23 protein-coding genes are annotated in these 24,395 nt (G+C 48.8%); 6 read left to right on the top strand and 17 right to left on the bottom strand.

What is annotated here, in order from left to right; translation table 11 throughout:
* Positions 1-107 precede the first annotated feature (107 nt).
* Positions 108-1,256: a chromate efflux transporter gene (gene chrA, locus AT705_RS08185; RefSeq protein ID WP_058796216.1), complete on the bottom strand. Its 1,149-nt coding sequence runs from the start codon at positions 1,254-1,256 to the stop codon at positions 108-110.
* Positions 1,257-1,398: 142 nt separating this feature from the next.
* Between chrA and AT705_RS08180 the strand changes: the two genes are divergently transcribed.
* Together AT705_RS08180 and AT705_RS08175 are read left to right on the top strand one after the other, a co-directional pair.
* Entirely contained in the window at positions 1,399-2,277 is an 879-nt protein-coding gene (locus AT705_RS08180; RefSeq protein WP_237113800.1) for a LysR family transcriptional regulator, read from the top strand.
* A 133-nt stretch (positions 2,278-2,410) separates the two neighbouring features.
* Complete coding sequence (locus tag AT705_RS08175) at positions 2,411-3,052, top strand: hypothetical protein (protein ID WP_049863624.1); 642 nt, start codon at positions 2,411-2,413, stop codon at positions 3,050-3,052.
* Positions 3,053-3,366: 314 nt separating this feature from the next.
* Here AT705_RS08175 and AT705_RS08170 read toward each other — a convergent pair whose 3' ends face one another.
* On the bottom strand, positions 3,367-5,820 hold the full coding sequence (locus tag AT705_RS08170; RefSeq protein WP_058796214.1) for a family 20 glycosylhydrolase: 2,454 nt from the start codon (positions 5,818-5,820) through the stop codon (positions 3,367-3,369).
* A gap of 217 nt (positions 5,821-6,037) precedes the next feature.
* Between AT705_RS08170 and AT705_RS08165 the strand changes: the two genes are divergently transcribed.
* Entirely contained in the window at positions 6,038-7,123 is a 1,086-nt protein-coding gene (locus tag AT705_RS08165) for a linear amide C-N hydrolase (RefSeq protein ID WP_058796213.1), read from the top strand.
* Positions 7,124-7,179: 56 nt separating this feature from the next.
* Here the strand turns inward: AT705_RS08165 and AT705_RS08160 are convergent, their stop codons facing one another.
* Positions 7,180-8,394, bottom strand: coding sequence for a serine hydrolase domain-containing protein (locus AT705_RS08160; RefSeq protein ID WP_058796212.1), 1,215 nt, complete (start codon positions 8,392-8,394; stop codon positions 7,180-7,182).
* A 229-nt stretch (positions 8,395-8,623) separates the two neighbouring features.
* Complete coding sequence (locus tag AT705_RS08155) at positions 8,624-9,466, bottom strand: spondin domain-containing protein (RefSeq protein WP_058796211.1); 843 nt, start codon at positions 9,464-9,466, stop codon at positions 8,624-8,626.
* A gap of 222 nt (positions 9,467-9,688) precedes the next feature.
* Here AT705_RS08155 and AT705_RS08150 point away from each other — a divergent pair, with 222 nt between their 5' ends.
* Positions 9,689-10,075 (top strand): hypothetical protein, encoded by a 387-nt coding sequence (locus AT705_RS08150; RefSeq protein ID WP_049863628.1) that lies wholly within the window; start codon positions 9,689-9,691, stop codon positions 10,073-10,075.
* 176 nt (positions 10,076-10,251) lie between these two features.
* Here the strand turns inward: AT705_RS08150 and AT705_RS08145 are convergent, their stop codons facing one another.
* From AT705_RS08145 to AT705_RS08120, 6 genes are all read right to left on the bottom strand, one after another.
* Positions 10,252-10,656, bottom strand: a complete 405-nt coding sequence (locus AT705_RS08145; RefSeq protein ID WP_058796210.1) for an ExbD/TolR family protein — start codon at positions 10,654-10,656, stop codon at positions 10,252-10,254.
* 381 nt (positions 10,657-11,037) lie between these two features.
* Complete coding sequence (gene ykgO / locus AT705_RS08140) at positions 11,038-11,175, bottom strand: type B 50S ribosomal protein L36 (protein ID WP_046003577.1); 138 nt, start codon at positions 11,173-11,175, stop codon at positions 11,038-11,040.
* Positions 11,176-11,180: 5 nt separating this feature from the next.
* Positions 11,181-11,438: a type B 50S ribosomal protein L31 gene (locus tag AT705_RS08135; RefSeq protein ID WP_010384175.1), complete on the bottom strand. Its 258-nt coding sequence runs from the start codon at positions 11,436-11,438 to the stop codon at positions 11,181-11,183.
* Between the two features lie 164 nt (positions 11,439-11,602).
* Positions 11,603-12,994 carry an ATP-dependent RNA helicase DbpA gene (dbpA, locus tag AT705_RS08130; protein WP_058796209.1) on the bottom strand — a complete coding sequence of 464 codons (1,392 nt, stop codon included), beginning with the start codon at positions 12,992-12,994 and terminating at the stop codon, positions 11,603-11,605.
* Between the two features lie 116 nt (positions 12,995-13,110).
* Complete coding sequence (locus AT705_RS08125; protein WP_058796208.1) at positions 13,111-14,511, bottom strand: DEAD/DEAH box helicase; 1,401 nt, start codon at positions 14,509-14,511, stop codon at positions 13,111-13,113.
* Between the two features lie 122 nt (positions 14,512-14,633).
* Entirely contained in the window at positions 14,634-14,864 is a 231-nt protein-coding gene (locus AT705_RS08120; RefSeq protein ID WP_010384180.1) for a helix-turn-helix domain-containing protein, read from the bottom strand.
* A 265-nt stretch (positions 14,865-15,129) separates the two neighbouring features.
* Between AT705_RS08120 and AT705_RS08115 the strand changes: the two genes are divergently transcribed.
* Both AT705_RS08115 and AT705_RS08110 read left to right on the top strand, forming a co-directional pair.
* On the top strand, positions 15,130-15,699 hold the full coding sequence (locus AT705_RS08115) for a hypothetical protein (protein WP_058796207.1): 570 nt from the start codon (positions 15,130-15,132) through the stop codon (positions 15,697-15,699).
* Between the two features lie 227 nt (positions 15,700-15,926).
* Positions 15,927-16,583: a hypothetical protein gene (locus tag AT705_RS08110; RefSeq protein WP_058796206.1), complete on the top strand. Its 657-nt coding sequence runs from the start codon at positions 15,927-15,929 to the stop codon at positions 16,581-16,583.
* Positions 16,584-16,650: 67 nt separating this feature from the next.
* Here AT705_RS08110 and AT705_RS08105 read toward each other — a convergent pair whose 3' ends face one another.
* The 7 genes from AT705_RS08105 to AT705_RS08075 form a co-directional block, all read right to left on the bottom strand.
* Entirely contained in the window at positions 16,651-18,459 is a 1,809-nt protein-coding gene (locus tag AT705_RS08105; protein ID WP_082668946.1) for a cytochrome c peroxidase, read from the bottom strand.
* A gap of 375 nt (positions 18,460-18,834) precedes the next feature.
* Positions 18,835-19,476, bottom strand: coding sequence for a dioxygenase family protein (locus AT705_RS08100; RefSeq protein WP_058796204.1), 642 nt, complete (start codon positions 19,474-19,476; stop codon positions 18,835-18,837).
* A gap of 296 nt (positions 19,477-19,772) precedes the next feature.
* The gene (locus AT705_RS08095) at positions 19,773-20,261 is read right to left on the bottom strand and encodes a DUF523 domain-containing protein (protein WP_058796203.1); all 489 of its coding nucleotides are present in this window, start codon (positions 20,259-20,261) and stop codon (positions 19,773-19,775) included.
* A gap of 120 nt (positions 20,262-20,381) precedes the next feature.
* A complete protein-coding gene (locus AT705_RS08090) occupies positions 20,382-20,681 on the bottom strand; it encodes a DUF3088 family protein (RefSeq protein WP_058796202.1) in 300 nt (99 codons plus the stop codon).
* A gap of 505 nt (positions 20,682-21,186) precedes the next feature.
* A complete protein-coding gene (locus tag AT705_RS08085; RefSeq protein ID WP_058796201.1) occupies positions 21,187-21,999 on the bottom strand; it encodes an ABC transporter permease in 813 nt (270 codons plus the stop codon).
* A gap of 126 nt (positions 22,000-22,125) precedes the next feature.
* The gene (locus tag AT705_RS08080) at positions 22,126-23,163 is read right to left on the bottom strand and encodes an NAD(P)H-dependent flavin oxidoreductase (protein ID WP_058796200.1); all 1,038 of its coding nucleotides are present in this window, start codon (positions 23,161-23,163) and stop codon (positions 22,126-22,128) included.
* Positions 23,164-23,245: 82 nt separating this feature from the next.
* A complete protein-coding gene (locus AT705_RS08075; protein WP_058796199.1) occupies positions 23,246-24,232 on the bottom strand; it encodes an alpha/beta fold hydrolase in 987 nt (328 codons plus the stop codon).
* Between the last annotated feature and the right edge of the window lie 163 nt (positions 24,233-24,395).

Below are 24,395 nucleotides of genomic sequence, written 5' to 3'. Positions count from 1 at the left end.
AAAAGCTAGTTGCAGACACGAGATAGTTCAACCTGAAGAGGGGGATGTTGCTAAGATTGGGTGATAAGGGAATACGGGTGGTCCACAGACCACCACGTTGAATGATATCAGAGGAACCCCTGAGCGACCCCGGCCACCATAAAGGTAACGACCAGCCAGACGATGTGTAGCTTGAGGTGTTTTAACAGATAAAAGCCGACCAGAATCAGGGCAATATCCTGTGCTGAAGTTACAGCACTGGTAAAGACGGGTTGATACAGTGCAGCCACCAGTAAGCCAACCACAGCAGCATTGACACCACTCAGCGCACCTGCCACTGCGGGTCGGTTGGCGAGTAGTTGCCAGTTCTTGAGCACGCCCAGTAGTAACAAAAAGCCAGGCAGAAATACGGCTAAAGTCGCCACCAATGCACCTGTGACGGGATTTGCTGGCATTAATGCGTAGCCAAGATAAGTGGCAAACGTAAACATCGGGCCGGGCACTGCCTGAGCAGCGGCATATCCAGTCAAAAAGGCATCCTGACTGAGGGTGTCGCCGACAATATTTTGCAGCAGCGGCAGCACTACATGACCGCCGCCAAACACCAGGCTGCCAGCCTGGTAAAAATCATTAAACAGGGCCGCTGAGGGACTCAGGTGGGCGACAAAAGGCAGGGCAATAAATAAGCTTGCAAACACCATCAAAGGCAGCCAGCTTGCTTTGAAAGTGGCACTGGCGTGCACCTTTTGGGCACTACCGCGCAGGTAAAAGGCGCCGATCAGGGCTGCCAGCAACAGCACCGCCATTTGCGTAAAGAGACCAGGTAGTAATAGCAAGGCGATGGCCGTGATAACACACACGCCGACAGTGAGGGGGCTTTTACAAAAGTTCTTATACATCCCCCAGGCGGCATCTGCGACAACCACAATGGCAAGCAGCTTAAGCCCGTGCACCAGATTTTGAAACACACTGGTGTCGGTCACCTGGCTGGCCATGAGCGCCAGCAATACCATGATAAGGACTGACGGTAGCGTAAAGCCGATGAAGGCTGCGCAGCCACCACTCAACCCACCGCGTTTGTAGCCCAGAGCAAATCCGACTTGGCTTGAACCGGGGCCGGGCAAAAACTGACTTAGGGCGACCAGCTGAGCATAATCGGCGTCATCCAGCCACTTGCGTTTTTCCACAAAGGTTTGGCGGAAGTAGCCTATGTGTGCTGCCGGACCACCAAAGCTTATCCAGCCAAGTAAAAAGAAGGTTTTAAAAATAGCAAACATAACAATGCGCGCTCTGTTATCACAATTGCCGCTAGAGTAAAAAATGACGTAGAATGATTCAAATTAATAGTTTTTATTTTATCTATGAATTATATGGGATTGGGCCGTGAGCTTTAGTGATGTGTCATGGCGGCAGGTAGACTTGAATCTACTAGTGGCCTTTGCTTATTTATACCGCTGTCGCAGCGTCAGCATCGCGGCTGAGCAGGGCTGTGTCAGCCAGTCAGCGATGAGCCATGCTCTGGCAAGGCTCAGACGTCTTCTGGATGACGAGTTGTTTGAGCGTAAAGGGCATACCATGGAGCCGACAGAGTACGCTCATCAGATAGCGCCATTAATTGAGCAGCTGCTGGATACGGTGTCAGATGGCTTGTTGCGCACAAAACACTTTGTACCAGAGCTGTATGAAGGCGTATGCCGTATTGGTCTCACGGATTATGCTGAGCTGAATTTTGCACCTTTGATATATGACCGTATTCGCACCGCCGCGCCTCATGCACAAGTAAGTTTTGTAAACGTGAATCGCAGTAACTATATGACGCTGACCGAACAGGAGAAACTGGATCTGGTCATTGGCAGTATCACTGAACCTGATCAGGCATTTAGCAGTCAGGTCCTGTACACAGAGCGTCACGTTTGTCTGGTGGATCCGGCGGTATTTACCACAGAGCTTCCCATGTGTATGGCTACGTTTGCACAGACGGAGCATGCTCTGGTGAGCCCGGATGGCCGCTTAACAACTCAGGTCGATCAGTTGCTTGCCAGGGCTGGTCTGACACGCCGGGTAACGGTCGCCAGTCGCAACTTCCTGACCATACAACGCTTGCTCAGCCAGCGGCGGTTAGTAGCCATTGTACCGCTAAAAATGGCTCAGCTGGCGTGTGAGGATGCCGGGCTGAGGTACTTTGAGCCGCCGCTGCCTGTACCAGACTTCGATATTGCTATGTTGTGGTTGAGCAAGCGCAGTGCGAATGAAAAAAATGTATGGATAAGAAAAATCATACAAGAAGTAATTGCTTAGGCTATTTACTTATAGAATTTTGCGCCAAGTCATAAAAAATTAATAAATGTTTAATTTTTGTTTCTTTTTTGGGTTTTTGATGTGAGTATGCTTGTGGTTTTAATAAGCTTTAATTTTATAAGGAAGAAATTTAATGAAAAGCGTACAAACAATTGCAGCATCTTTGGTCATGCTAAGTGCATCCACTGTGTATGCAAATGACTATAACTCAGGTTACTACATCACGGACGTAGACGTGTACAAATACGGTGAGCGTGCCACCATGGTACCAGAGCAACCCCAAATGCCAGAGCTGCTGGCAGATCATGTATTGGTTGGTATTGGTGCCCGTGCTGGCAAGACGACGGTAACAACAATCACTTTGTGGTACCGCCAGATACTCGGTAATGGTGAGTTTGGTCCGCTAGAGAGTACAAATTATGGCAGTAAACCTAGTCATGAGCTTGAGTGCCAGTATGTAAATACACAAGACAAAATCGCAATTACCGGAATGGAGTGGCGGATTAATGGCTCGGACGATATTGCTGCTCTGAGGGTGAGTTATCGCAAATTTGATAGTCAAGGCAATTTAGGCACCAGAATTTATTATGGAACAGGTGTTAAGTCGAATGACCAATCGAAGACCTGCTATGACCCGGGTAGTGGTGGTATAGAAGTATCTTACTTCCCACCTGCATCCGGTAACACTTCGGTCGTGACAGGAGTGGGGTTAGTTAATCACAATGAGAATATGGACTCAATGTGGTTATATCGCGGGACGTATATTAACCGTTAAAAATAGCAATCCACCATTGCAGGCCAGTCTGCCGACTGACCTGCATAGCTAAGTCAAAACCATCCGATGATGTGAATTGCGATAACGATGACTTTCAGTCCAAATTTATACCAATTTGCTCAATTAAGTGCTCTATTTTGAGGTGATAATCCAGGCTCGATAACACCGCACTCGCGTCCTGCTATCGCTGATGCACCTACATCCCTGTAGGCGAGACAATGTTCTAAATAAGAAGTTTGTAACCGCTAGCGTCATATTTACTCCTTCAAATTGAACAGATAGTAAGTGGAATTGGCATTATATCCACTTTTTGCCTATCGAACTGGGTCTCCGCATGTCGCGAGCAAAGACTCGGTAAAAAGCGTCGATGCAACCACTATCTCCTGCATCTGACTTTGCGGCTCTCTGAGTGTGGCAATCAACAGGCGCGTTTCTGACGGAGAAATTGGGGTTTGGATCTTACAGCGTCTGGCAATTGATAGTGCAATTTCATTGCTGGTTTTAGCAAGCTTCAACTGTGGTAGAAGTGCCCTCAAACTTGGCGTTTTAGTGAGCAGCGCCGTTAAGTCTGCATAATCTGCATTCCAGGTTCGAAGTGTCCGCAAGATGTCTTCTAGTGCCGTTTTCTCTCCACCTTTAAATTGAGCAAGCTTTTGATTTAGTGTGATGAGTGTATGACTTTCTATGGGTAAGTAGTCTACGAAAGAGTCCAACGGTGCATTTTGATGATACAAGCCTTGTTGATACTTAATATGATGACGTGTGTAGTAGCTGGCTGGTTCAAGCTGCTCCGCAAAGCGCATCAGCAAAGCCAGGTTTTGCGAACTATCGTGTTTTGCCAGTAGCCTTTTGAGTCCCTGTCTGAACTGTTTTTGATGATGCAGGCCGATGGCATCGGCAAAGTCAGAGATGGGCAACAATCTGTGGTACATGTTTTCGGGGTCGGTGTACTGACGTGCAGACCACAGGCGCTCTGCGATGGCAAACAGACGTGGCCAGCTGCGCACATCCAGATTGTGTTCGGTAACCAGTTCACTCCAGAGAGTCGCTTCTCCACCTAGAATATTACCTTGTGCTTGCGCGCTCATCACGCTCTGGAAGTGCATAGTGGTAAAGTCTGCCCGAGTAAACTGTGTATCTAACTTCCCCGTTACCGGATAGACAGCATTGCCAATCAGGATCCGGCCCGCTAAACCTGATTCAGGGTTCAGTGTGAGTTCCGCACGAGTTGGGCCCATCCAGCTGTCGATGGTGGCGTTGAGTCGTGATAAACCCGCTCCGGGCGGAATTAGGTGGCTATCCAGTCGGGCTTGTTTAAAGGGGCGATCATTGAGCTGCAGGTATACATGATTCAGTGTTTGCTGAGAAGACACTAGCACCAGTTTGCCACGCACGGCACTGCCTTTGAGCCTGGGCATTGTGAAATCCCAGGCTTGAATTTTTTCGTTGTCGTTGAGCGGATGTGCTGTGTGCAGATCGGTATCAAACGGCTCATTGCGATAGTGGTAAGCAGTTGGCTGAGGCTGATCGATGTAAAATCCGGCGGATAACAACGCCGGATACCCCTGTGCGGCAATCTGGCTCAGGCTCGCTTTGCCTCGCCAAGACTGGATCATTACATCCTGGTCCAGTGCGGGATGAAATATTTCGTCCCAGCCCATCATTTTTTTGTTATGCCGACGCAAGATAGCTTGTACTTTGGTGTTGAAATGCGCTTGCAGGTCGGCGGGGGTGTTGAGTTTATGTGTGCGCATGTATGCCTGGACCCGCTTGCTGTCTTGCCAATGTTTTGGGTGTACTTCATCGCCGCCAATATGCAAGTAGGGGTCCGGGAAGAGTTCAGCCAGCTCTGCAACGATTGCATCAATGAAGACGTACACTTCAGGTTTGCTGGGGTCTAACAAAGGCTCAAATATACCCCAGCCATCTTCCATCTGATAGGGCTTCACCTGTGTCATCAGTTCAGGGTAGGCAACCGCAATGGCCGAGGCGTGACCGGGGACATCAAACTCTGGCACCACACGGATCCCAAGGTTGCTGGCGTACTCAACGATGTGCTTGATTTCGGCCTGCGTATAGTACTGGCCATCGGACGCGAGTTGATGCAACTTTGGATAAGCTGCTGAGGCATATCGCCAGCCCTGATCATCTGTCAGGTGCCAGTGAAATACATTCAGTTTGGCGGCAGCCATGCCGCGTAGTTGCCGTTCAATCGCCGGGATAGAAAGAAAATGGCGGACGCTGTCGAGCAGCAGTCCACGCCAGGGGAAACGGGGGCTATCGTCTATTTGTAACAGGGCCAGCTCGCGGCTGTCACGGGCAAAATAGAGTAACTGGCTGAGGGTTGCCAGTGCGTGCAGCGCGCCAAAATCAGAGGCGGCACTGATATCAATACCTGTGTTGTTGATACGCAATTGATAGTGTTCATTCTGGTTGATCTGGGGGTAATGACTCGTACTGGCTTGCGGTGCTTGCACAGTGACATTAATGGGGAGTGCTGATCCTAAGGTGACAGGCGCAACCTGGTAGCCAAAATCAGAGAACTGTTGTTGATAATAAGTTTTTACAAAGGCACTGCGCTGCGAAGACAGGCCGGTGAGCGACAATGCCAGCGGGCGATCTATTATCAGAGCTTGCGCTGACTGTACCAATGAAGCGGGGACAGGCATCAAAATGGGTGCCTGGTCCTTCGCACTGACGATGTTAGCAGATATCATCAACACGCTTGTAATCACACCACACAGCAAAGTCTTGAATCGAACTATCATAGCGATCATTTCCCTGAAATACCGATCAAAAAGAGGTCTATAAAATCGTGTTTATAGGAACAGTGCAAATGAGAGATTTTCAACCTGACGGGTAAATTCCCTGATCCGGGCTGTAATCCTGCGTAATGTCTTTATGGGTGAACTCAGATTAGTATCTGAGAAAAGAACTACATAGCCTGCTATCAAACGATAGTCATGGCACATAATGAGGTGTGAGATGTGTACCCGAGTATTTAATAATTGCCAGCGTGACTATCTGGCGACGGCCCGTAATATGGATTGGATGTATCCACTCCCAACCAGCTTCTTTGCGTTTGATAAGGGGCTGAGTAAAACCGGCCTGTCGGGATCGGATGGCGGTATGGATGAAGCGCTCAAATGGTGCTCGGCGTATAGCAGCATCGTGGCCATGGTCGGCGATGATCGTAGTGGCTGGGCCGCGTCGGATGGCCTGAACTCTATGGGGTTAGTGGCGAATGTGCTGTATGACTCTGGTGCCAGCTATGCTCAGGAATCCTTCAGTACACATAAAAAGCAGCTGAGTGTGTTGCGGTGGGTACAGTATGTGCTGGATAACTTTGTTTTTGTAAAAGAAGTTGTGAAGGCATTTAGCAAACAGGATATCTTACTGGTGGGCGCTGCGGTCCCCAACAGCGATGGTAAACCAGCGCAATTACATCTGTCTGTGTCAGATGTCACTGGCAATTCAGCCATCATTGAAGTGGTAGACGGGGAGTTTGTTTGTTATGAAAGCAGCGCTTATCAGATAATGACCAATGAGCCGAGCTTTGATAAGCAGTTAAAAATCAATGATTACTGGTCCTGGCAATGGTCTGCAGAAAACAGCAACCCAAGCCACACCATCCCGGGGGGCGCTTTTTCGACGGATCGATTTGAACGTGCAACGTTCTATCTGCACCATATGGACGCGCCCACGCATATTGATGACGCACTGGCTCAGGCCAGAACTGTGGCTGCCAATGCGTCTGTACCGCTGGGTTACAACTTTACGGTTAGTGACAGCCCAAATATCTCAAATACGCTGTGGTCCACTTACGCCAGTCACAGTGAACCTGCTTACTATTTCAGTAATGCCCGAACGCTGAATGTTGTGTGGTTTGACCTGGCGAATGCCGACTTCGAAGCGCCGGTACAAAAACTGGATCTGATCACAGTGTCAAAAAATGGGGCGGTTGAAAATCATCATTATGATGGCAAGATTAACGCGTTCATGACTGCAGCGATTGATCCTTACCTGAATCTGGAGCGCCACAGCGACGTGTCCCTTGAGGTCATTTGCTAATCAGGCTCTGTCAGGCGTGAGGGAGCAGCCGGTTTGAGCACCGGCTGCTAGCGTGTTTATAGTTCTGCGAAGACTTTGGCGCGCAATGCTTCACGAAAATTCTCAACCATCTTATGTTTGTCCTGCTCTGTGTGGCGGTCAAATACGCGGTTGTAGAACACACTGATGCTCACGTCTTCTTGTGGGTAATAATAGCTTCTGGATATATAACCGTTATTGTAGCCGCCATGCATGTAGGCCACTTTGCCCGACAACGACGCAAAATTACTGTGCTCTGTTTTGCGCACAATGCCGGCCCCATACTCCCGGGTTGTATCCATTGTATTCAGGTTATTGAGCATTTGCGCTTTAATCGCAGCCGTAAACGGAGCCTGGGTTTTGCCAAAGGCGCTGAAAAACCGGCTGAGATCTTTGGGTGTACTGACCATACCGCCATCTGCCGCACGATACCCCAGTTTAATGTGCCGATAACTTTTTAGTGTACCTTCCTCCAGTTCATAGCCGTGAACAAGCTCAGCGCCCAGAGGTTCCCGCTGATAGTAATAGGTTTCGGTCATACCCAGTGGTTCGAGTATCTGTTGGCGGATTGCAATCGCCAGATCATAGCCCAGCAAGTCATCCAGTATGATCCCGAGTAGCAGGTAGTTTGTGTTGGAGTAGTCAAAGTGGCTATCGACTTCAAATTGTGCGGGTTCATCATAAACATAACTTAGCATTTCAGTCACTTGCCAGTCATGATCGGGTTCTGCTTTTGTTTTGTGCCAGAACTGCGGCACACTCAGGTAATCCTTCAGGCCACTGGTGTGTCGCAGCAAGTGGCGCACCGTGATGGTGCTGGTATTGGGCAGGCGGGTTGCAATACTGTCTGGCAGATAGGTGTTGATACTGCTATCCAGGTCAATTTGCCCCTGTGCTGCCATCAGGTGAGTGAGTGTAGCAACAAAGCTCTTGGTATTACTGGCAATGCGGAACAGATGCTGCGGATTCAGCGGGGCCTGAGTGTCCTGGTTGGCCTGACCGCTGGTATAGGTTGCGGACCAGCCGGGTGTGGCAACATAGACAGATACCCCCGTTAGCCCGGCCGCGACGACTTGATCAAGCAAACTTTGATAGTCGGTATTGATATCAAAGCGAATGGTTTCTTTTGTTTCACTGAGCGACACGGGCATTGCTGCTGATTTAGGTTTTGAGGCGTGAGTTACGGTGTTATCACTGCCACATCCAGTAAGTGCCAGACAGGTGGTACAGAGTATAAAAGAGGAGAGTTTCATAATATTGCCCCTTAGTGCGTTGCCGTTTGTTGTTTTAGCCCGGTTATAACAACGCATTGGCACAAAGGTGTCCTGATCGATAAGGATAAACAAGGAATGTTCTTCAATAAGAGCTAGGTGATTTATTTAACTATATAAAAAATAAGCTTATTTTATCTTTTTAGGAAGGTGGGACGGGCAGATGTTAAAGATCACAGTCTGCCCGCCTGAGAAAAAGGCATTGGCGACATTATTGCATTAGCTTTAGTTCGATCATGCCAATATAGGTGCCTGAGTTGCTGTGCACACCAGCAGAAAAGTCGCTGTCCGTGGGGTCACTGGTCAGCAGCATTATGAGCTCAGCCGGGCTGGTAGCCTGATTGGCTGATCCAAAACGTGTGCCACTGTCACTGCCGGCATCATAGACCTTCAGCTGGATCGTCTGGCTTTCAAGCCATTGATTGTCTGTGAACAAGGGCAAACTTTCCAGGCCAATAAACCAGTCGGGACTGGGGGCAACCATAGACACGACACTGAGTAACGAAAACGCCTGACTTGCTTCAAACGTAAAGGTCACGCTTTTTGCACTGCCTGACACACCCGACTCGTCAATCAGGTAGTTGGAATTCCCGGCATTCTGAATAGCGCTAATTTCCTCTTTAAGCTGAAATTTGGAACCGGTTTCAGCCATGCTAACGATGCCAGCTGACGCCGCTGTATTGGGCTTAAAGATGAAGCCGTCTGCATTGTGCGTCAGGCCGACGAGGGGGGAGAAGTGTGAATTCCCCGGGTAATTGGTCGGAAAGTTGTCGGCTTCCCAGGTTCTGGTAAAGGTAAGCTGGTACGTTACCGTATCTTCAGCTTGCACAGTGTCAGTGGTGTTTGTACTTGTATCTGTGCTCGTGTTGTCGCCTGAACTCCCTGCATTATTGTCTGACGTATTGGTGTTTGTATCGCTTGATGTATCTGTATTTGTCTCAGTGCTCGTATTATTGCTGGCACTGGTTTGGGTTGTGTCACCGCCGCCGCCTCCACCGCATGCCGTCAGGGTGAAGAGAATTAGTGCGCAAAGAGATGTGTTTGTTGTGCTCATATCAGCCTCGTGTGTGAGTCAGGGTCTGAAAACAAGACCTGAACGCCACCTGGTCTATTTCATGGTTTGAGTAAAAACGTACATTTCAAGCCTGGTGCATCGGGACGATTGATACCGTAAGCAGGCCATGCGCGACGTGTACCTACTTGAGAGATCCTCAACTGTTTTTCCGGCTTAGGTATGTAAAACTCATAAGTACATTATGTTATTCAAGGAACTACTATGAAATCTCTGATCTTAACGGCGCTGCTGAGCGGCTCGGCATTGGCTAATCCATTACTGGGTAGCTGGGAGTTTGTTGAAGGGCAATATGCCACGGAAGAGGGCATTGTGTCTGCCAAAGCCCCGGAATTAACCTCTGTTAAGTTAATCACGCCCACGCATCATAGCTATATCACCCAGAGCCAGGGCAAGTTCAAATACGCTGGCGGCGGGACCTATGTGCTGAAGGGAGACAGGTTTATTGAGACCTATGAGTACGGCAACGTCACCTCTTTGTTGGGCAGGACGATGGCCTTCAGTTATAAAGTGGAAGGTGATTTGTGGCACCATGAGCTGTACGAAAATGGCAAGTTTGTGGAGCGGGAAATCTGGAAGAAGGTGCAGTAACCCTGGTCACATGAGCATATCCGGCACTTAATGATGCGTAATTTGCAATAATAACCTGAGCCCCTAGGCTAACAGTAAGGCCATGGTAGTACTGAAGGCGCTATGAAGCGCGTTAAGTTTATGCAGGTCGCAAAGCAGTGAGGTGACCCGGCAGGTTTGCCGGGTCAGCATTGAGTCTAGTTCAGTGTTTCACCCAAAGAGACGGGCGCACTGGTCTGGGCTTTGATGGCATCGAGTACACTAACCAGCGTGGCATGCTGGCTGTCAGGGTGTGCTCGCAAACTAATGCTGGTGATATCCCCTTCTGCGCCGAGACGGGCAATGTTAATACTGACACTGTCGAGGTCGATTTGCCTATTGTTCAGGTAAATCTGATTCTTAGCATCGATTGAAAATACCGGTGTCAGGTTTGGTACCACAGAGGTGACCGCTTGCTCCGTTCGGTTGAGCGGCAGAGCACTTTCTCTGACAAAACTGGCGGTGACAATAAAGAAAATCAGCAGAATAAATACGATATCCAGCATAGGGTTCATGTCTACGGTGACGTCAGAAGGAGTACGTTTATGTGCAGTTTTTACCATAATTACAGGTCCTTTTTTGTTGTTTCTCTTTCAGCGTAGACCCTGGTTGTTAGTTTTGATTTAATGTACCGTTAATGTTTACAAACTTTTACTTTGCTCAAGAGCAGTGGTCGCAGCGCTGAGTACGGACTGCCATTTCGTTGTACATAGGAACCTATGGCGCAGTCCTATCTCTAAGCTATGTCCACAATGTTATTGGGGAAACTGGAAACCAGCCAGCTGCATAAGTCAGGTTGCAAGCGTTCTGGTACTGCCATTTACGCAGCTAGAGTGGTTGCTTTGTCGTGCTGCTATTGCTTGTTTCATGTCTGTGGTGAGTGATACTGGCGGGCGTTGCAGGCAGCCGGCTGCTTGACGAGCCGGCTGTATCAAACTTGTTAGTTAGCGTTTTTTCTTCTTGCCCTGAACTGCTTTAAAGCGCGGGTTATCCTTACAGATCACGTACACACGGCCACGACGCTTAACTACCTGACAGCCTGGACGAGACTTGGCACTTTTTAGTGAGCTGAGTACTTTCATGGTGATTATCCTTTTTTACCAGCCAGATTCTTAAAGCGGCGGTTAAACTGTGCAACACGGCCATCGCTGGCAACCAGTTTCTGTTTACCTGTGTAGAAAGGGTGAGACTCGCTCGACACATCGATAGGCACATAGGGATAAGTCACTCCGTCTACTTCTACCGTGCGGTCGGTTTTAATGGTAGAGCCAACAATGAAATACTTGTCTACCGAGGTATCGTGAAAGGCAACTAAGTGGTAATCAGGGTGGATATCTGGCTTCATTTTCTTCTCCAATCATTCAGTGCGTGTGTTATATCATAACAAAACTGTAATGGAAATAGTAAATGAAAATAATTCGCAATCGTGTTTTTGTGGTTAGGCCAAATTTGAAACAGTGGTGGCGGCTTCAATGGATGAGCCGCCACCACTTAGCAGCAATATTATCGTTAGCGAGTAAGCTTCCGGGCCCGGAAATTGCGGCCTTTCATTTTCCCTTCACTGATCATTTTGACTGCCTGATTGGCGTACTTGCGTTCCACCGCAACATAGGAGGACATGGCGGTGACTTTGATTTTACCGATTTGATCGCCTTGTAAGGTCTGGTTGGCAGTCAGTGCCCCAAGAATGTCGCCCGGGCGTAACTTGGCTTTTTTGCCGCCATCAATTTGTATCGTGACCATAGGCGCGCGATTAATCTGAGCTGAGAGTACCTGTTCCCCCGGCAGTGCCGTGGGTTCAATACGCAAGTCGAGGTAGTCTTCCAGCATATTCACTTTGTGGGATTCTTTGTAGCTCATCAGCGAGCAGGCTACTCCGGTTTTCCCGGCGCGACCGGTACGGCCAATACGATGCACATGTACCTCAGGGTCGTGGGCAATGTGGTAGTTAATCACCATGTCTACATGGTCCACATCTATGCCTCGTGCTGCAACATCGGTCGCAACGAGCACAGTTAAGCTACGGTTAGCAAAGCGTACCAGGGTTTTGTCCCGGTCTTTCTGATCCAGGTCGCCATGCAGGGCAGCGCAGTCAAAACCATAGCTTTGAAGCATCTCGCTGATGTCCTGACATTGTGCTTTGGTATTACAAAATACCACTGCAGCGTTGGGTTGAAATTGTCTTAACAATTTATGCAGCGTAGCGTCACGCTCGTTGTTATCGGCCACCTCATAGAAATGCTGCTCTATGGTACTGTGATCATGTTGTGCGACGACTTCGACCTTAACCGGGTCCCGCATAATGTGGCCAACCAGCTGTTCGATTTTCGCCGGGTAAGTGGCACTAAATAGCAAATTCTGGCGCTGTTGTGGGCAGTGCGACACGATACAATCCAGGGCTTCTTCAAAGCCCATTTCCAGCATGCGATCGGCTTCATCCAGCACAAAGGTATTGACCTCATCTAAGCACAGGCGGCCTTTGCGCAAATGCTCTTCAATGCGTCCGGGTGTGCCTACCACAATGTGTGCGCCGTGCTCCAGAGAGCCTATTTGTGGTCCCATCGGAGCGCCGCCGCACAAGGTCAGTACTTTAATATTATGAATGGCTCGTGCCAGTTTACGGATCTCCACGGCGACCTGATCTGCCAGCTCCCGGGTGGGACAAACAACCAGTGCCTGCACCCGAAAGCGCTTAACCCTGAGGTTATGGAGCAGGCCAAGGGCAAATGCTGCCGTTTTTCCCGAGCCGGTTTTTCCCTGACCTATGACGTCTTTACCGGCCAGGATCTGTGGCAGTGTCTGAGCCTGGATGTCGGTCATGGTGTGATAACCCAGAGAGGTCAGGTTTTCTTGCAAAGCAGCTGACAAATTGATGCTGGAAAATGGCGTAGAGGTGCTCATAGCTGGTTTCTTTTTGGTTGAAAGGGTAAGTATAACATGCCACGGAGGCAGACTACCTGACGGTGTGTCTTGCGCGGTGGCATCGTGTTTTGCTCACAGTTAGCGTGCTAAACGCCTTACTTAGCTCCGCTATCCGGGCTGGACTTTTTCTGTGCAGCCGGTTTGTGGCTCGTTGGTTTATTCTGGCTGTTAGCCGGTCGTCTTCTGCGGCGTTTTGGCGCGCCTTGTTTGTCATTTCCAGAGTGCGCTTTGTGGTTGCTTTTTGGTTTGTTGGCCTGGCCGTTTTGCCCACCTTGCTGAGCCGTGTCGGTTTTTGGCTTCTTGGGTTTTTTAGGTTTTTTGGGTTTAATGGGGCGCGTGTCCAACTTAGATTCAGGTACCGGATTTTGTGGTTCGAAGCCCGGCTCAACAACGCGAGGGATCAGTTGTTGGATCAGTCTCTCAATGCCAAACAGGTCACTGGCGACGTCTTCGCTGACAAAGGAAACGGCTTCGCCTGTCGCGCCAGCACGGCCTGTACGACCAATACGATGCACGTAATCTTCATACACATTTGGCAAGTCAAAGTTGACAACGTGTGGCAGCTCCTGAATATCCAGGCCTCGCGCGACGATGTCGGTGGCCACCAGCACTCGCAACTCGCCACTCTTAAAGCCCGCAAGTGCTTTCATACGAGCACTCTGACTCTTGTTACCATGAATGGCAGCCGCGTTAATTTTGCTTTTCTCCAGATCCCGTACCAGGCGATTGGCACCATGTTTAGTGCGCGTAAAGACCAGTACCTGTTGCCAGTCATGGGTGGTTAGCAAGTGTTTGAGCAGTGCGGTGCGGCGGCTTTTATCAACCGGGTAAACCCATTGGGTCACGCTTTTGGCGGTGCTGTTTGCCGGTGCCACGGAAATCTCAACCGGATCCTGGATCAGGCCTTTTGCCAGATTGCGGATCTCATCAGAAAAGGTGGCTGAAAACAGCAGGTTCTGACGGCGCTGCGGCAGTAGTTTGATCAGACGTTTGATATCATGAATAAATCCCATATCCAGCATTCTGTCAGCTTCGTCGAGTACAAACATCTCCAGTTGGTCAAACTTCACTGCATTTTGCTGGTACAGATCGAGCAGTCGACCAGGTGTTGCAACCAGCACGTCGGCACCTTTGCGTAACTTCATCATTTGTGGGTTGATTTTGACCCCACCATAGACAACCTGACAAGATAAGGTCAGATGTTTGCTGTATAGCTCGACACTTTGCCATACCTGATCGGCCAGCTCGCGTGTGGGTGTCAGGATTAACGCTCTGACCTGATTGGCCTGGACCTTTGGCTTGTTACTGAGTAGTTCCAGCATTGGCAGGGTAAAGCCTGCGGTTTTACCTGTGCCGGTTTGGGCTGCCGCCATGATGTCTCGCCCTTGCAGGATAGCGGGGATCGCTTGCTCCTGAATGGGAGTTGGCGTTGAGTAGCCCTGATCGGCTACGGCTTGATTGATTTCTGGAGATAAGCCGAGACTGCTGAAGCTCATGATTGTGTACTCTGAAGAATGCGGGCCGGAAGAGTACAAGATTTACCCCAACATAGCAATTTTTGTCACCCTTTGTTGTTTGCCAGGGTCTTTATTGCAGGCGACTGTGAGCTTGCAGAGGGCTAACTGGATTGCTCACTTAGCAACTCTGCAACCGGGATTTGATAAAAGCGCGCTAGGTCACCAGCGGTGCGATAATAGACGCGGCTGCCACATTCGGCGCGTTTCAGTGTAGCAATAGACACACACAAAGCCTGATCCTGGCATGCGCAGGCCAGTTTTTCCTGGCTCAGGCCCAGGCTTTTTCTAAGTTCCTTAAGCCGATGACAATTGAGTTTCACTCTGCCGTCCATTGACGTGCTCCTCACTGAATTTGGGATCAAAGGCTAGCAGCCATTGGTGCCTTTTGCCACATACCATTAACACTTCAGGTGTTCAGATTATGCTACAGGCTGTCAGCTTTTTTTCACCCTAATGGCCTAGGTTTCAAGGTTGGGTAACTGATACCAAACTGATACTAAACTGATACCACAAAGCGGTTCATTCGCATCTACACTGAGGGCCAGTTAAATAAGCCCCGCATGGTGCGGGATTACTGGAAATAATAAGGAAACTATTATGTCTCAAACAGTTCATAACCTGGGTGCCTATGGTGCAGTTGTACTGGCGAAAGATTTCAGCAAAGACTTTATCAATGCGTTTGAGCACATCAACCAGCGTGACGGTGTTAAAATCACCCCATTGGCTGGTCAGTCGCAATTGGTGAACGGCACTAACTATGCTTTTTATTGTTTGGTTGAGCCGGTCGTTGCACCGGATGTGGCAAAAGTAAACAAACTTGAAGTTATCGTGATCCACGCGCTGGATGGCAAGTACACAGAAACTGCAGAGCGCGTATTAAGCCGCCCTGTACTGGTGCCACCTATTGGTTCATTCGACGGTGTTGCACTGCGTGATGATTTCACTGAAGCAGAGCAAGCGGCTGCAGAGCAGATAGAGTCGCTAGTGGGTGTACACTATGACATCCTGGCTGCACAGCAACAGGTTGTTGCAGGTCTGAACTTTGTATTTTACTCAGTCGTTAAACCAGCGACACGCAATGGTCAGGCGTTCTTCGCTGAGATTGAAGCGCACCGCAATCTGGAAGGTCGACTAGAAAACTTTAACCTTATCCCGGTTAAGCCATAACAGATACACTTTTGGCAACGTTGAGCATGTGCCGTTCAGACTTAGTCTGAGCGGCTTTTTTATGTGCCACTTTACTTGCTCCAGGCTATTGGAATTGGTTTTTTGCACAGGCTGTTTTGTGCAATATGCAAAACAGTCCAAACTGCATGGGGGTTATGGCGGTTAAGTCCCGAGTGTGTTTGTGATTGCTTGCTATACTGAGTGAAAACACCACAAGGACACTGACAATGCACGTGATTCTGTTAATAGCGACCTTCTTATTTACTGCCATTGCTTTAGCCGATGAAAAACAAGCACCACCGCTTAATCCCGCTTATAAGGGGGAGCATGGGATGGTATTGATGAACAGAGGCTCCCGTATTTACGCCACGAACTTTCCATCCTACAGCTTACCCAACGACATACATGTGGTATATCGTTTGGAAAATCCGGATGTGGCTTTTCTTAGCCTGGTTCGTGACTCAAAACTCATCACCATTAAGCCTGAGCCGTTTAACTTACAGCGACTTGAGCGCGGCGAAGAAGTAACGATTATGGCTGATGTATACGAGGGTCATTATGCGCGTGGAGGTCGTTTGGTGTATCCCGAGCGACAACTGGTACTGAGTGATAAACTGTTTGCCCGCAAGCTCAGTAAACTGGAACCTGCGTCTCAATGGCACGAATATGACGCCATAGAAATCAATAAAACGGAGCGGATATATGTGCACAAGATCCAGCAAAAGCCTAGTTTCAATCATCTGATCTTCGTTGATTTAACGGGTGCCTGTCTGCAAAAGTTCCGGGCTTCCAAGCGGGTGCCCAGCGAAGGTGAGTTAACTTACAAGTTTATTAATTGCGGTACGCTGAAGCAGCTTTTCTATGATGCAGAGAGTTATATGTAGTGATTAGTAGAGCGAATCAATGTGGTTTTATAAAAGGGCTGCAATATGCAGCCCTTTTGGTTGGGGGTTAAAGTGAGTTACCGTTTTTATCTATGGCATCAAATTGATGTCCATCAGGCCCACCATCCCGGGGTGGAATGAGTACCTCTATGGCATTGCTACCAGCCACCGCATTGGGATCGGTCAGTGAGCGCAGGAAAGTCGCCAGATAATGAATTTCATCACTGGTGAAATGTTTGATGATTGCTTCGTCGCTACGGTCGGAGATGGCCCGATTCTGAGCATTCAGTGTCAGTACAAAGTCTTCGCCGCCACCAACAATCTGGCGGCATTGTTCCGTCGTCAGGTGTTGAAATTGAGGTAGCTGACAGGTTTCTACATTGTGATAGAAGCTTTCCAGAGAGCCAGTTACATCATTGTAGTGCTCAATAACGCGTTCCAGTGTCTGGAAGACACCTTTGTCACCATATGGAGCTGTGATCCCGACGTTCAGCAGGCTGGGCATACGGAACTGATTTTTAGCATTGCCATCTGCCACAGCGTCAGGGCCAATTTGTGGGTACAGTGGACCACGGGTTTTTTCAGGTGTAAACATCACGCCATCGTGGCAGTTTGCGCAGCCTGCGGAGGTGTAAAACAGTAAGGCGCCGCGTTTCTCTGTATTGTTCAGGCGGGCCAGATCGCCATCTATGTAGTTGAAGAAAGGGTTATCGATAAACAGGAACGATGCCTGATAGGCGGCAAGGGCTCTGGCGATGCGTAAGAAGTCAATTTGTTCGTCACCATAGGCTGCTGAAAAATGGCTTATCCATTCATCAGATAAGCGAGAGGCGATAAATTCACGGTAGACTTGTGGCGATTCAAAACTGCTTGGATCGCCCATTTCAGCGGCGGCTGTGATCGGGAAATGTGCCTGTGCCATCAGCAGACGCAATGGGTCGGTATTTGCAACCTGACTGTTCATCAGTCGGGTAACCTCATCTTCAGGTGTCATAATCGGCGCGGTTGATACCAGGCCAACTTCGCTTTCCCGGTTGCTCTGGCGCAATTTAACGCGTTGGTCCCAGAACATGCTGTTGACCCATAAGGCGGTGTTACAGATTTGAGGCGAACTGCGCCCAACAGAAGGGATCATACTACCATCGGTACGTCCCAGTCCCATCACATCCGGGTTTTCGGCATTGACGCCAATGGATAAGGACAAACCATCACTGCCACAGCCTTGCACCGGATGATGGCATGAAGCGCAGGAGGTATCGTAGTCCTGACTCAGTGCTTTACTGAAAAACAGCCTTTTGCCTAGGGCAATTAATTGCGGATCTTCCTGGCGACGATAGCGTGCAACATACGCCTGTATATCTTCCAGTCCCTGCTGCAGCTCATAGTGCGCAATGACTTTGTCCATACAGGTGTCCAGCTGGTCATCGGGGACGGCGTTGAGATCATTGGTGCCACACAAATCGACCAGACGAGCAATGCCAATATTGATCACTGAGCCATTACGCATGCCATCATTGCTGTCGGTCGACAGGGTGGTCACTGTTTCGGTGTTTGAAGGATCGCTGATGAGCTTGTTTTTGTCTTTTCCTTTGGCAAAAGCCTGAACAAAGTAGCTGTATTCAGTCCCTGCCATTGCACTGTTATCCTGATAAAAGGTCAGTGTGGTGCGCGCAATACGTTTGTCATCACGATAAATACGATAGCCTTTAATATTGCTGGTGTCTTCGGGGGCTTGCCAGCTTAGTGCAACCTGATTGCTGCTATGCACTTTTGCGGTTAACTGCTGTGGCGTGGGCAGTGTGTTGGTGTCCGCTTGTGCCAGTGCTGAGTATAAGTACAAGGGCATTAACCATCGCCAAAATTGTCTTGATTTCATGGATAGGTTCCTTAACAGCCAGCCAGCTTGAGTAGCGCTCCGGTATGGCTGTACATATAACGTAATTGAGAGTGTGTATCGCCTTCCTCACATTCAGTCAGAAAGAGCATTATTGTGTGGAATAAAAAATTGCCATTCCAACATTAGTGTAGGAATGAAATAAGGAAGAAATGTGTATGTTTTTTATTTTTAGTCATCCTTTTTTCTGTTTTTTGTCAATTTTTACTAGAGCATTTATTCAAAAATTGTGATTTGAAGTTTAACTAGATCAGGTCATTAGCTGGCTTTTGGAGGAGAAGTAAGACTGGAGGATAAGCCGACAGGCGATACGGACTTATCCATTAACATGGGATTGGTCAATTATTCATAAGGTGTTTAAAGCGGAATTTTGTGCAGTATCAGGTTGTATAAGTAGTGATTCTCTTGTTCAGTTTGCCTGACTGTCATCAGCGCTTGTTCCTGCACGCTTTTTCGTTTAAATAGACCATCTTGTTGATTTAAAGGATGATCCGGAAAGTACAGCTGAGTCAGTAAGGAGTCGTAACCCAGTTTTGTCGCTTTCAGGTGAATGTGTGGCGTGCGCTGACTATGGGCATTGAGCGGGTAGGCGCCGGGAAAGACGGTTTTGAAGCGAAATCGCCCTTGTTTACCACTTTGGATTATGGCCCACGCCTGAAAGTGCTCATCGACAGGGGCTTCGCTGGTATCGTGGGGATGATGATATTTACCAAAGGCATTGGCTTGCCACAAATCTAGCGTGACACCTTCGACAGGAGTCATATTCTGATCAAACACTTGCCCCGCTATTTCAATATGCGTGCCCTGAGCCACACCCGTTTTTCCGGCAACTCTGGTCAGGTCGGCATCTTTGTCTTTTTGCACAGTTATGGGATAGTACGGGCCCTCCATTTCTCTGGGAGTCAATATCATTTTTGCCTGTGCTGAGCTTGTAAAAGCACCTGCCAGTGTGCCTGCTGCAAGATTTTTTATAAAGTGACGTCTGGAATTGTGCGACATAAAACACCTGAGTTTGTACTGTTATAGGTCAATTAACATAGAGCGTAGGCCATTCAGGTGTCTTATAAAAAAGCTATTTTCTAGTTAAATAGGTTTATTCTAGTGGCGAGTTCTCCTTAACTATATGTAATACTTTGTTTTATTTTTAGTTTGATCGTTAGAGCATGCCCTAATTTAGGCTCTGCCTTTGTTCCTGCATCTGTGATGCATGGCGTTGCATAGTATGAGCACGGGTAAGAATCTGATGGGTGAATGTATGATGTGCTTATATTTAACACAAAGCCGATATCTGTGGCCTAGCCATGTGTTTGCAGTAAATCACGCAGCCGGGCTATCGTATGCTGGCTGAAAACCCTCACGCCGTTGCTGGTCAGTAACGCCGCAGTTACGCCTGAACCATCGACTTTGACACCACTAAATGTTCCATCGTAAATCTTTGCACTGCCGCAAGAAGGGCTCCCCTGTGCCAGTACCGCATATTTTATTTGCTGTTGCTGGCATAGTGTCAGCGCGTTTTGTGCGCCTCTAATAAAGGGGACTGTGACATCAGTCCCATCCTTCTCAATTACCCTGGCAGAGCCGTTGAGTACATCCAGACCTTGTCCTGCAATGATTTCAGCCGGCGCCCTGGGTGTGGGTAACCCTGCCGATACTTCAGGGCAAAGCGTAACCAGTTTCATATTTGATTGAAGCCACTGTAAATCGGTGTCGGAGATCGACAAACAGCTGGCATTGTAGCGAACTTTGTTACCAAGCAAGCAGGAACTAACCAGCACTTTTTCCAACAGTAACTCCTTTCTAAACAAGCAAAGATTGGGCAAGTCGATATTGTTTAATAAGTCTTATATACAGTATGACGAATAACCACAATTAACCGGACCAGCCTTTAGGTAATTATCTCTGAATTAGGGGTGTACGCTGGCACCGCCAAATTCTGCTGCCAAGTAATTAATTATCTCCACCGGATCAGTAATCGTATTGTACTGATTTATAACGAGAACAGGCAGCCACTGCTTGTCTTCACCTAAAAGCGCAACAACTTCACTGCGGGGTTTTGGGAAATCGATGCGACGAACATCGACAGCTTCTTGCCAGTGCGGATTGACCGACAACGCCCCTTCTATTAATGCGCAATGTGAACAAATCCACATTTTCCCGGGGCCATCTTCGAACGGCATTTTCAGAACAAATAATTTTGGTTTCATGGGTTGCGGCCACACTCACATAACTGATTTGTTAGCCAATCCTAAAATGCTGAAAGATATGCTAAAACAGGCTTTTAATAAACACCGAGACCTTTTTATTTATTCTTATAGTGAAACGGCGTATCGAGAGAGGTGACATATAGTAGTTAGCATCACAACAGAAGCCGCACAAGCCAAGTCTTCAGACCTTTTATCTAGCCTGAGCTCCCCTGTGGGTTTGGATAGCAAAGGCAGGAAAACTGATCAGGAAAACGAGAGAGACAGAAATTTTTTTAAAGATTCATAATTTTTCCTTTGAGTGAATGAATTCTGGATACATTGAGCCTGTTTTTGTTAGTGCTAAGTACGCAGCGTTAAACAGACACATAAATCTGCAAGGCTCAAAATAAATTACGTGGATATAGAAGTGCGAAATTGTTCCAGAAACCAATCCTAAGCTCAAGGCGCTTCGCAGAAACCGAAGTGACAGGCCCACTGAAGGCGGGTTTATCGTTTATGGGTCTAATTATGTTCTATGTTTGTTTGCTTTCAGTCCCAGGCATTCAGAATGTAGTCTGCCGTGTGGACTGATCACATTGCGTACGGCGATAAATAAACACATCGTGATAGATACACTCATCATGACCCAGACGGCTATTATGATCATCACCTGATATTTGATGGCGACCATGGGGCTGGCGCCGCCAAGGATCTGACCGGTCATCATGCCGGGTAATGAAACCAGTCCGGTAGTAGCCATGGTGGCCAGGATGGGTGCCAGTGCTTTTTGCAGGGCGTTTTGTACAAAGGGCTGGGTGGCTGCGCGAACCGGGGCGCCCAGTGAGAGCGCGGCTTCATACTCCGACCAGCGGGTTTTAAAGGCGTCGAAGAAGTGTTGCAGGCAAACGATATTGGCATTGAGGCTGTTGCCCAGCAGCATGCCTGCCAGCGGGATCAGGTACTGAGCATGGTAATACGGGGTTGGCTGGACAACCACTATCGTAATGAAGCCCAGTAAAGGTAACAGTCCTGCACATAAACCTGTAAAGACGGCCAGAAATAACGGCCGTCTGGGGAGTCGGGCTTTGCTGATAATTGCGCTACTGCCGATCAGCAGCATGACCAGCAACCAGGCCAGGTTTACCCACAAGTTGTTGAGGGTAAACAGGTACTCCAGATACAGGCCGACCAGTAATAACTGCACGACCATGCGGATCAGCCCGACAACCGCTTCCTGGCCAATCTTGAGCTGGTACAGCGCGTTGATGGTAAAGGGAAGCAGCAAGGTCAGGCTGAATAAGCCCAGCTGCCACCACTGGATGTCGATTACCTGTTGCATCTGGGTGTCTGGATAAGGTTAAGTGTTTTAATTACAGTTAATTATTACACAGACCCCCCTTTAAGAGCACCCCATCACTTGGTTAACATGCATTGCTGTTTAGCGTGAGCGAATATGAGCTTAGGGTCATTGCACCATGAGTTTGTTGATCCGGGTATGTTCGGCTTCTGCTTCAACCATAATGCGTTCCATCAGTACTTCAACAGGTTCGATATCTCTGATCATCCCCTGAGACTGGCCAATAAACTGTACGCCGTTTTCCAGGTCGCCTGCTAGCGTTGCGGCCTCTAATTTTTCTGTGGCGGCACCAAACAGAGTCAGCATGCGGATTTTGTCAAACTGGGCCAGTAAGCCCAGTAGTAATTTCCACAGCGGCATATCGACCATTTTTGAGGCTTTAAAGGATTTAAAGATTGCCACTATGGGGTTCATTGGGCGGCGGGTGACTTTTTCTGCCATCGGGGTTTTCATTACCCGCGCATACAGGCCATCGAAGTTTTTTGAGTAAATGGTGTCCGCCACTTTTTTGTCGACCACCGCTTGTTTGACAGTCTGATGGACCGGGCTTTGGGTGCTGGTAGCGAGGCGAGAGCCCATGGCAACGGCCTCGGCCCCCAAAGCCAGTGCTGCTAGTAAGCCTTTGCCATCGGAAAAACCACCTGCAGCGATAACGGGAATGTCGACCAGCTCAACAATGTTAGGCACTAAGCACAGTGACGTTACCTCACCGCCGTGTGCGGCGGCTTCATGCCCGGTGACCAGCAGGGCATCAGCGCCACTTTTTTGAGCGGCCAGCGCATGCTTTTCGGTGACCACGGTGGCAATGGTTTTACCGCCGTAACGTTTAACGCCTTCCACTATCCAGTCGCCTTTACCCAGCGAAAAGTTAATCACCGGCACCTGCTCAGCCAAAGCGACCTTGGCATTTTCTTTTGCGCCGGGCATCAGCAAGGTGACTCCAACGCCAAAGGGTTTATCGGTCAGGGTGCGAATTTTGGCGATGGCCTGGCGTGTTTGTTCTTGTGTCAGTGGTCCGGTGGCCAAAATCCCCAGTCCACCAGCGTTGCACACAGCCGCCACAAGTTCAGGAACCGAAATCCAGCTCATGCCGGGTAAAACAATGGGTTTTTCTATGCCGAGTAAGTCGGTAATGCGTGTTTTCATGTTGATGATCTGGACTGGTCTGATGTGTTGTAAGCATACCGGGAAAGTGGCATATAAGAAAAGCGAATATTTCACGCCGGGCTTAATTTGACGGGTCGGGCTTATTCGTTTGTGTTGATGGTTGTCCGACTTGCTCAGTCGCTGCTTTTTTCTTTCGCTTCTTTTTTAGTCGTTTGAGTTCGGCTTTTTTCACATGCTTGGCAATCCACTTTGCCATTTTACCCATCAGCATAGGCGGAAAGTCATGGCCCAGGCCTTCTACTATTTTGAGTCTTGCCTTGCGGATCTCGGCGGCGGTTTGCTGACCGGCTGTCAGTGGGAAAATGGGATCATGGGTGCCGTGGATCACCAAAGTGGGCGCTTTAATCCGGGTGAGCAAGTGGCGCCTGTCACCGCTGGCGGTAATGGCAGCAAGCTGGCGTTTAAAGCCGGCCGGGTTATGGGCTCGGCTGATGTGTAAGGTCGCCTGTTCACGCAGAGTTTGTTCGTCTCGCGGGTAGGCCGGACTTCCAATCAGTTGGTTAAGTCTGACATTATAGGAAATCGCGGCCTGACGGCTGTTATTACGCGGTGTCAGGCGAGCCAGTTTCAATAATACCCCCAGGCTTTTCCCTGAGATTAACTGGTTGTTAGCGCTAGACATAATCGAAGTCAGGCTGAGTACCTTTTTGCGTTGTTTGGCCGCCAGGATCTGCGCAATCATGCCGCCCATAGATGCGCCGACCAGATGCGCCTTCTTAATTTTTAAGGCCTTCATCAGCGCCAGTACATCATCGGCCATATCCTCCAGCGAGTACGGCGCCTGTTTGCCAAAGGGTACCTTACGACGTAACCAGGTTTTGAACAGATTGGGGGAACCTTGTTCGTCCAGGTGACTCGATAGCCCGGTATCGCGATTATCAAAGCGGATCACTCTGAATCCTCTGTCGACCAGACCAAAATACAGCTCATCGGGCCATACGGTCATTTGTGCACCCAGCCCCATGATCAGGATAATGGCTGGCGCATGTCGGTTACCACAGTCCTGATAGCTCAGGGTGAGACCGTTTGAGGTTTTTATGCTACGCATAGGGTTTAACAGAGTCACTCAACGTTGAAGAAAAAAGTATAGCTCATAGAGAGTTACAATCTTGATTTGCAGCGCAAAGGAAGCAAAAATTTTTTACGAGTTGCTATTAAAATATACTTGCATAGCGGTATAAATACATCAATAATCAGCGCGGCCACAACTG

It is taken from the genome of Pseudoalteromonas rubra (assembly GCF_001482385.1).
Lineage (GTDB): Bacteria > Pseudomonadota > Gammaproteobacteria > Enterobacterales > Alteromonadaceae > Pseudoalteromonas > Pseudoalteromonas ardens.
Note: the sequence above shows the minus strand (reverse complement) of the source record. Positions and strands in the feature narration are given on the sequence as shown.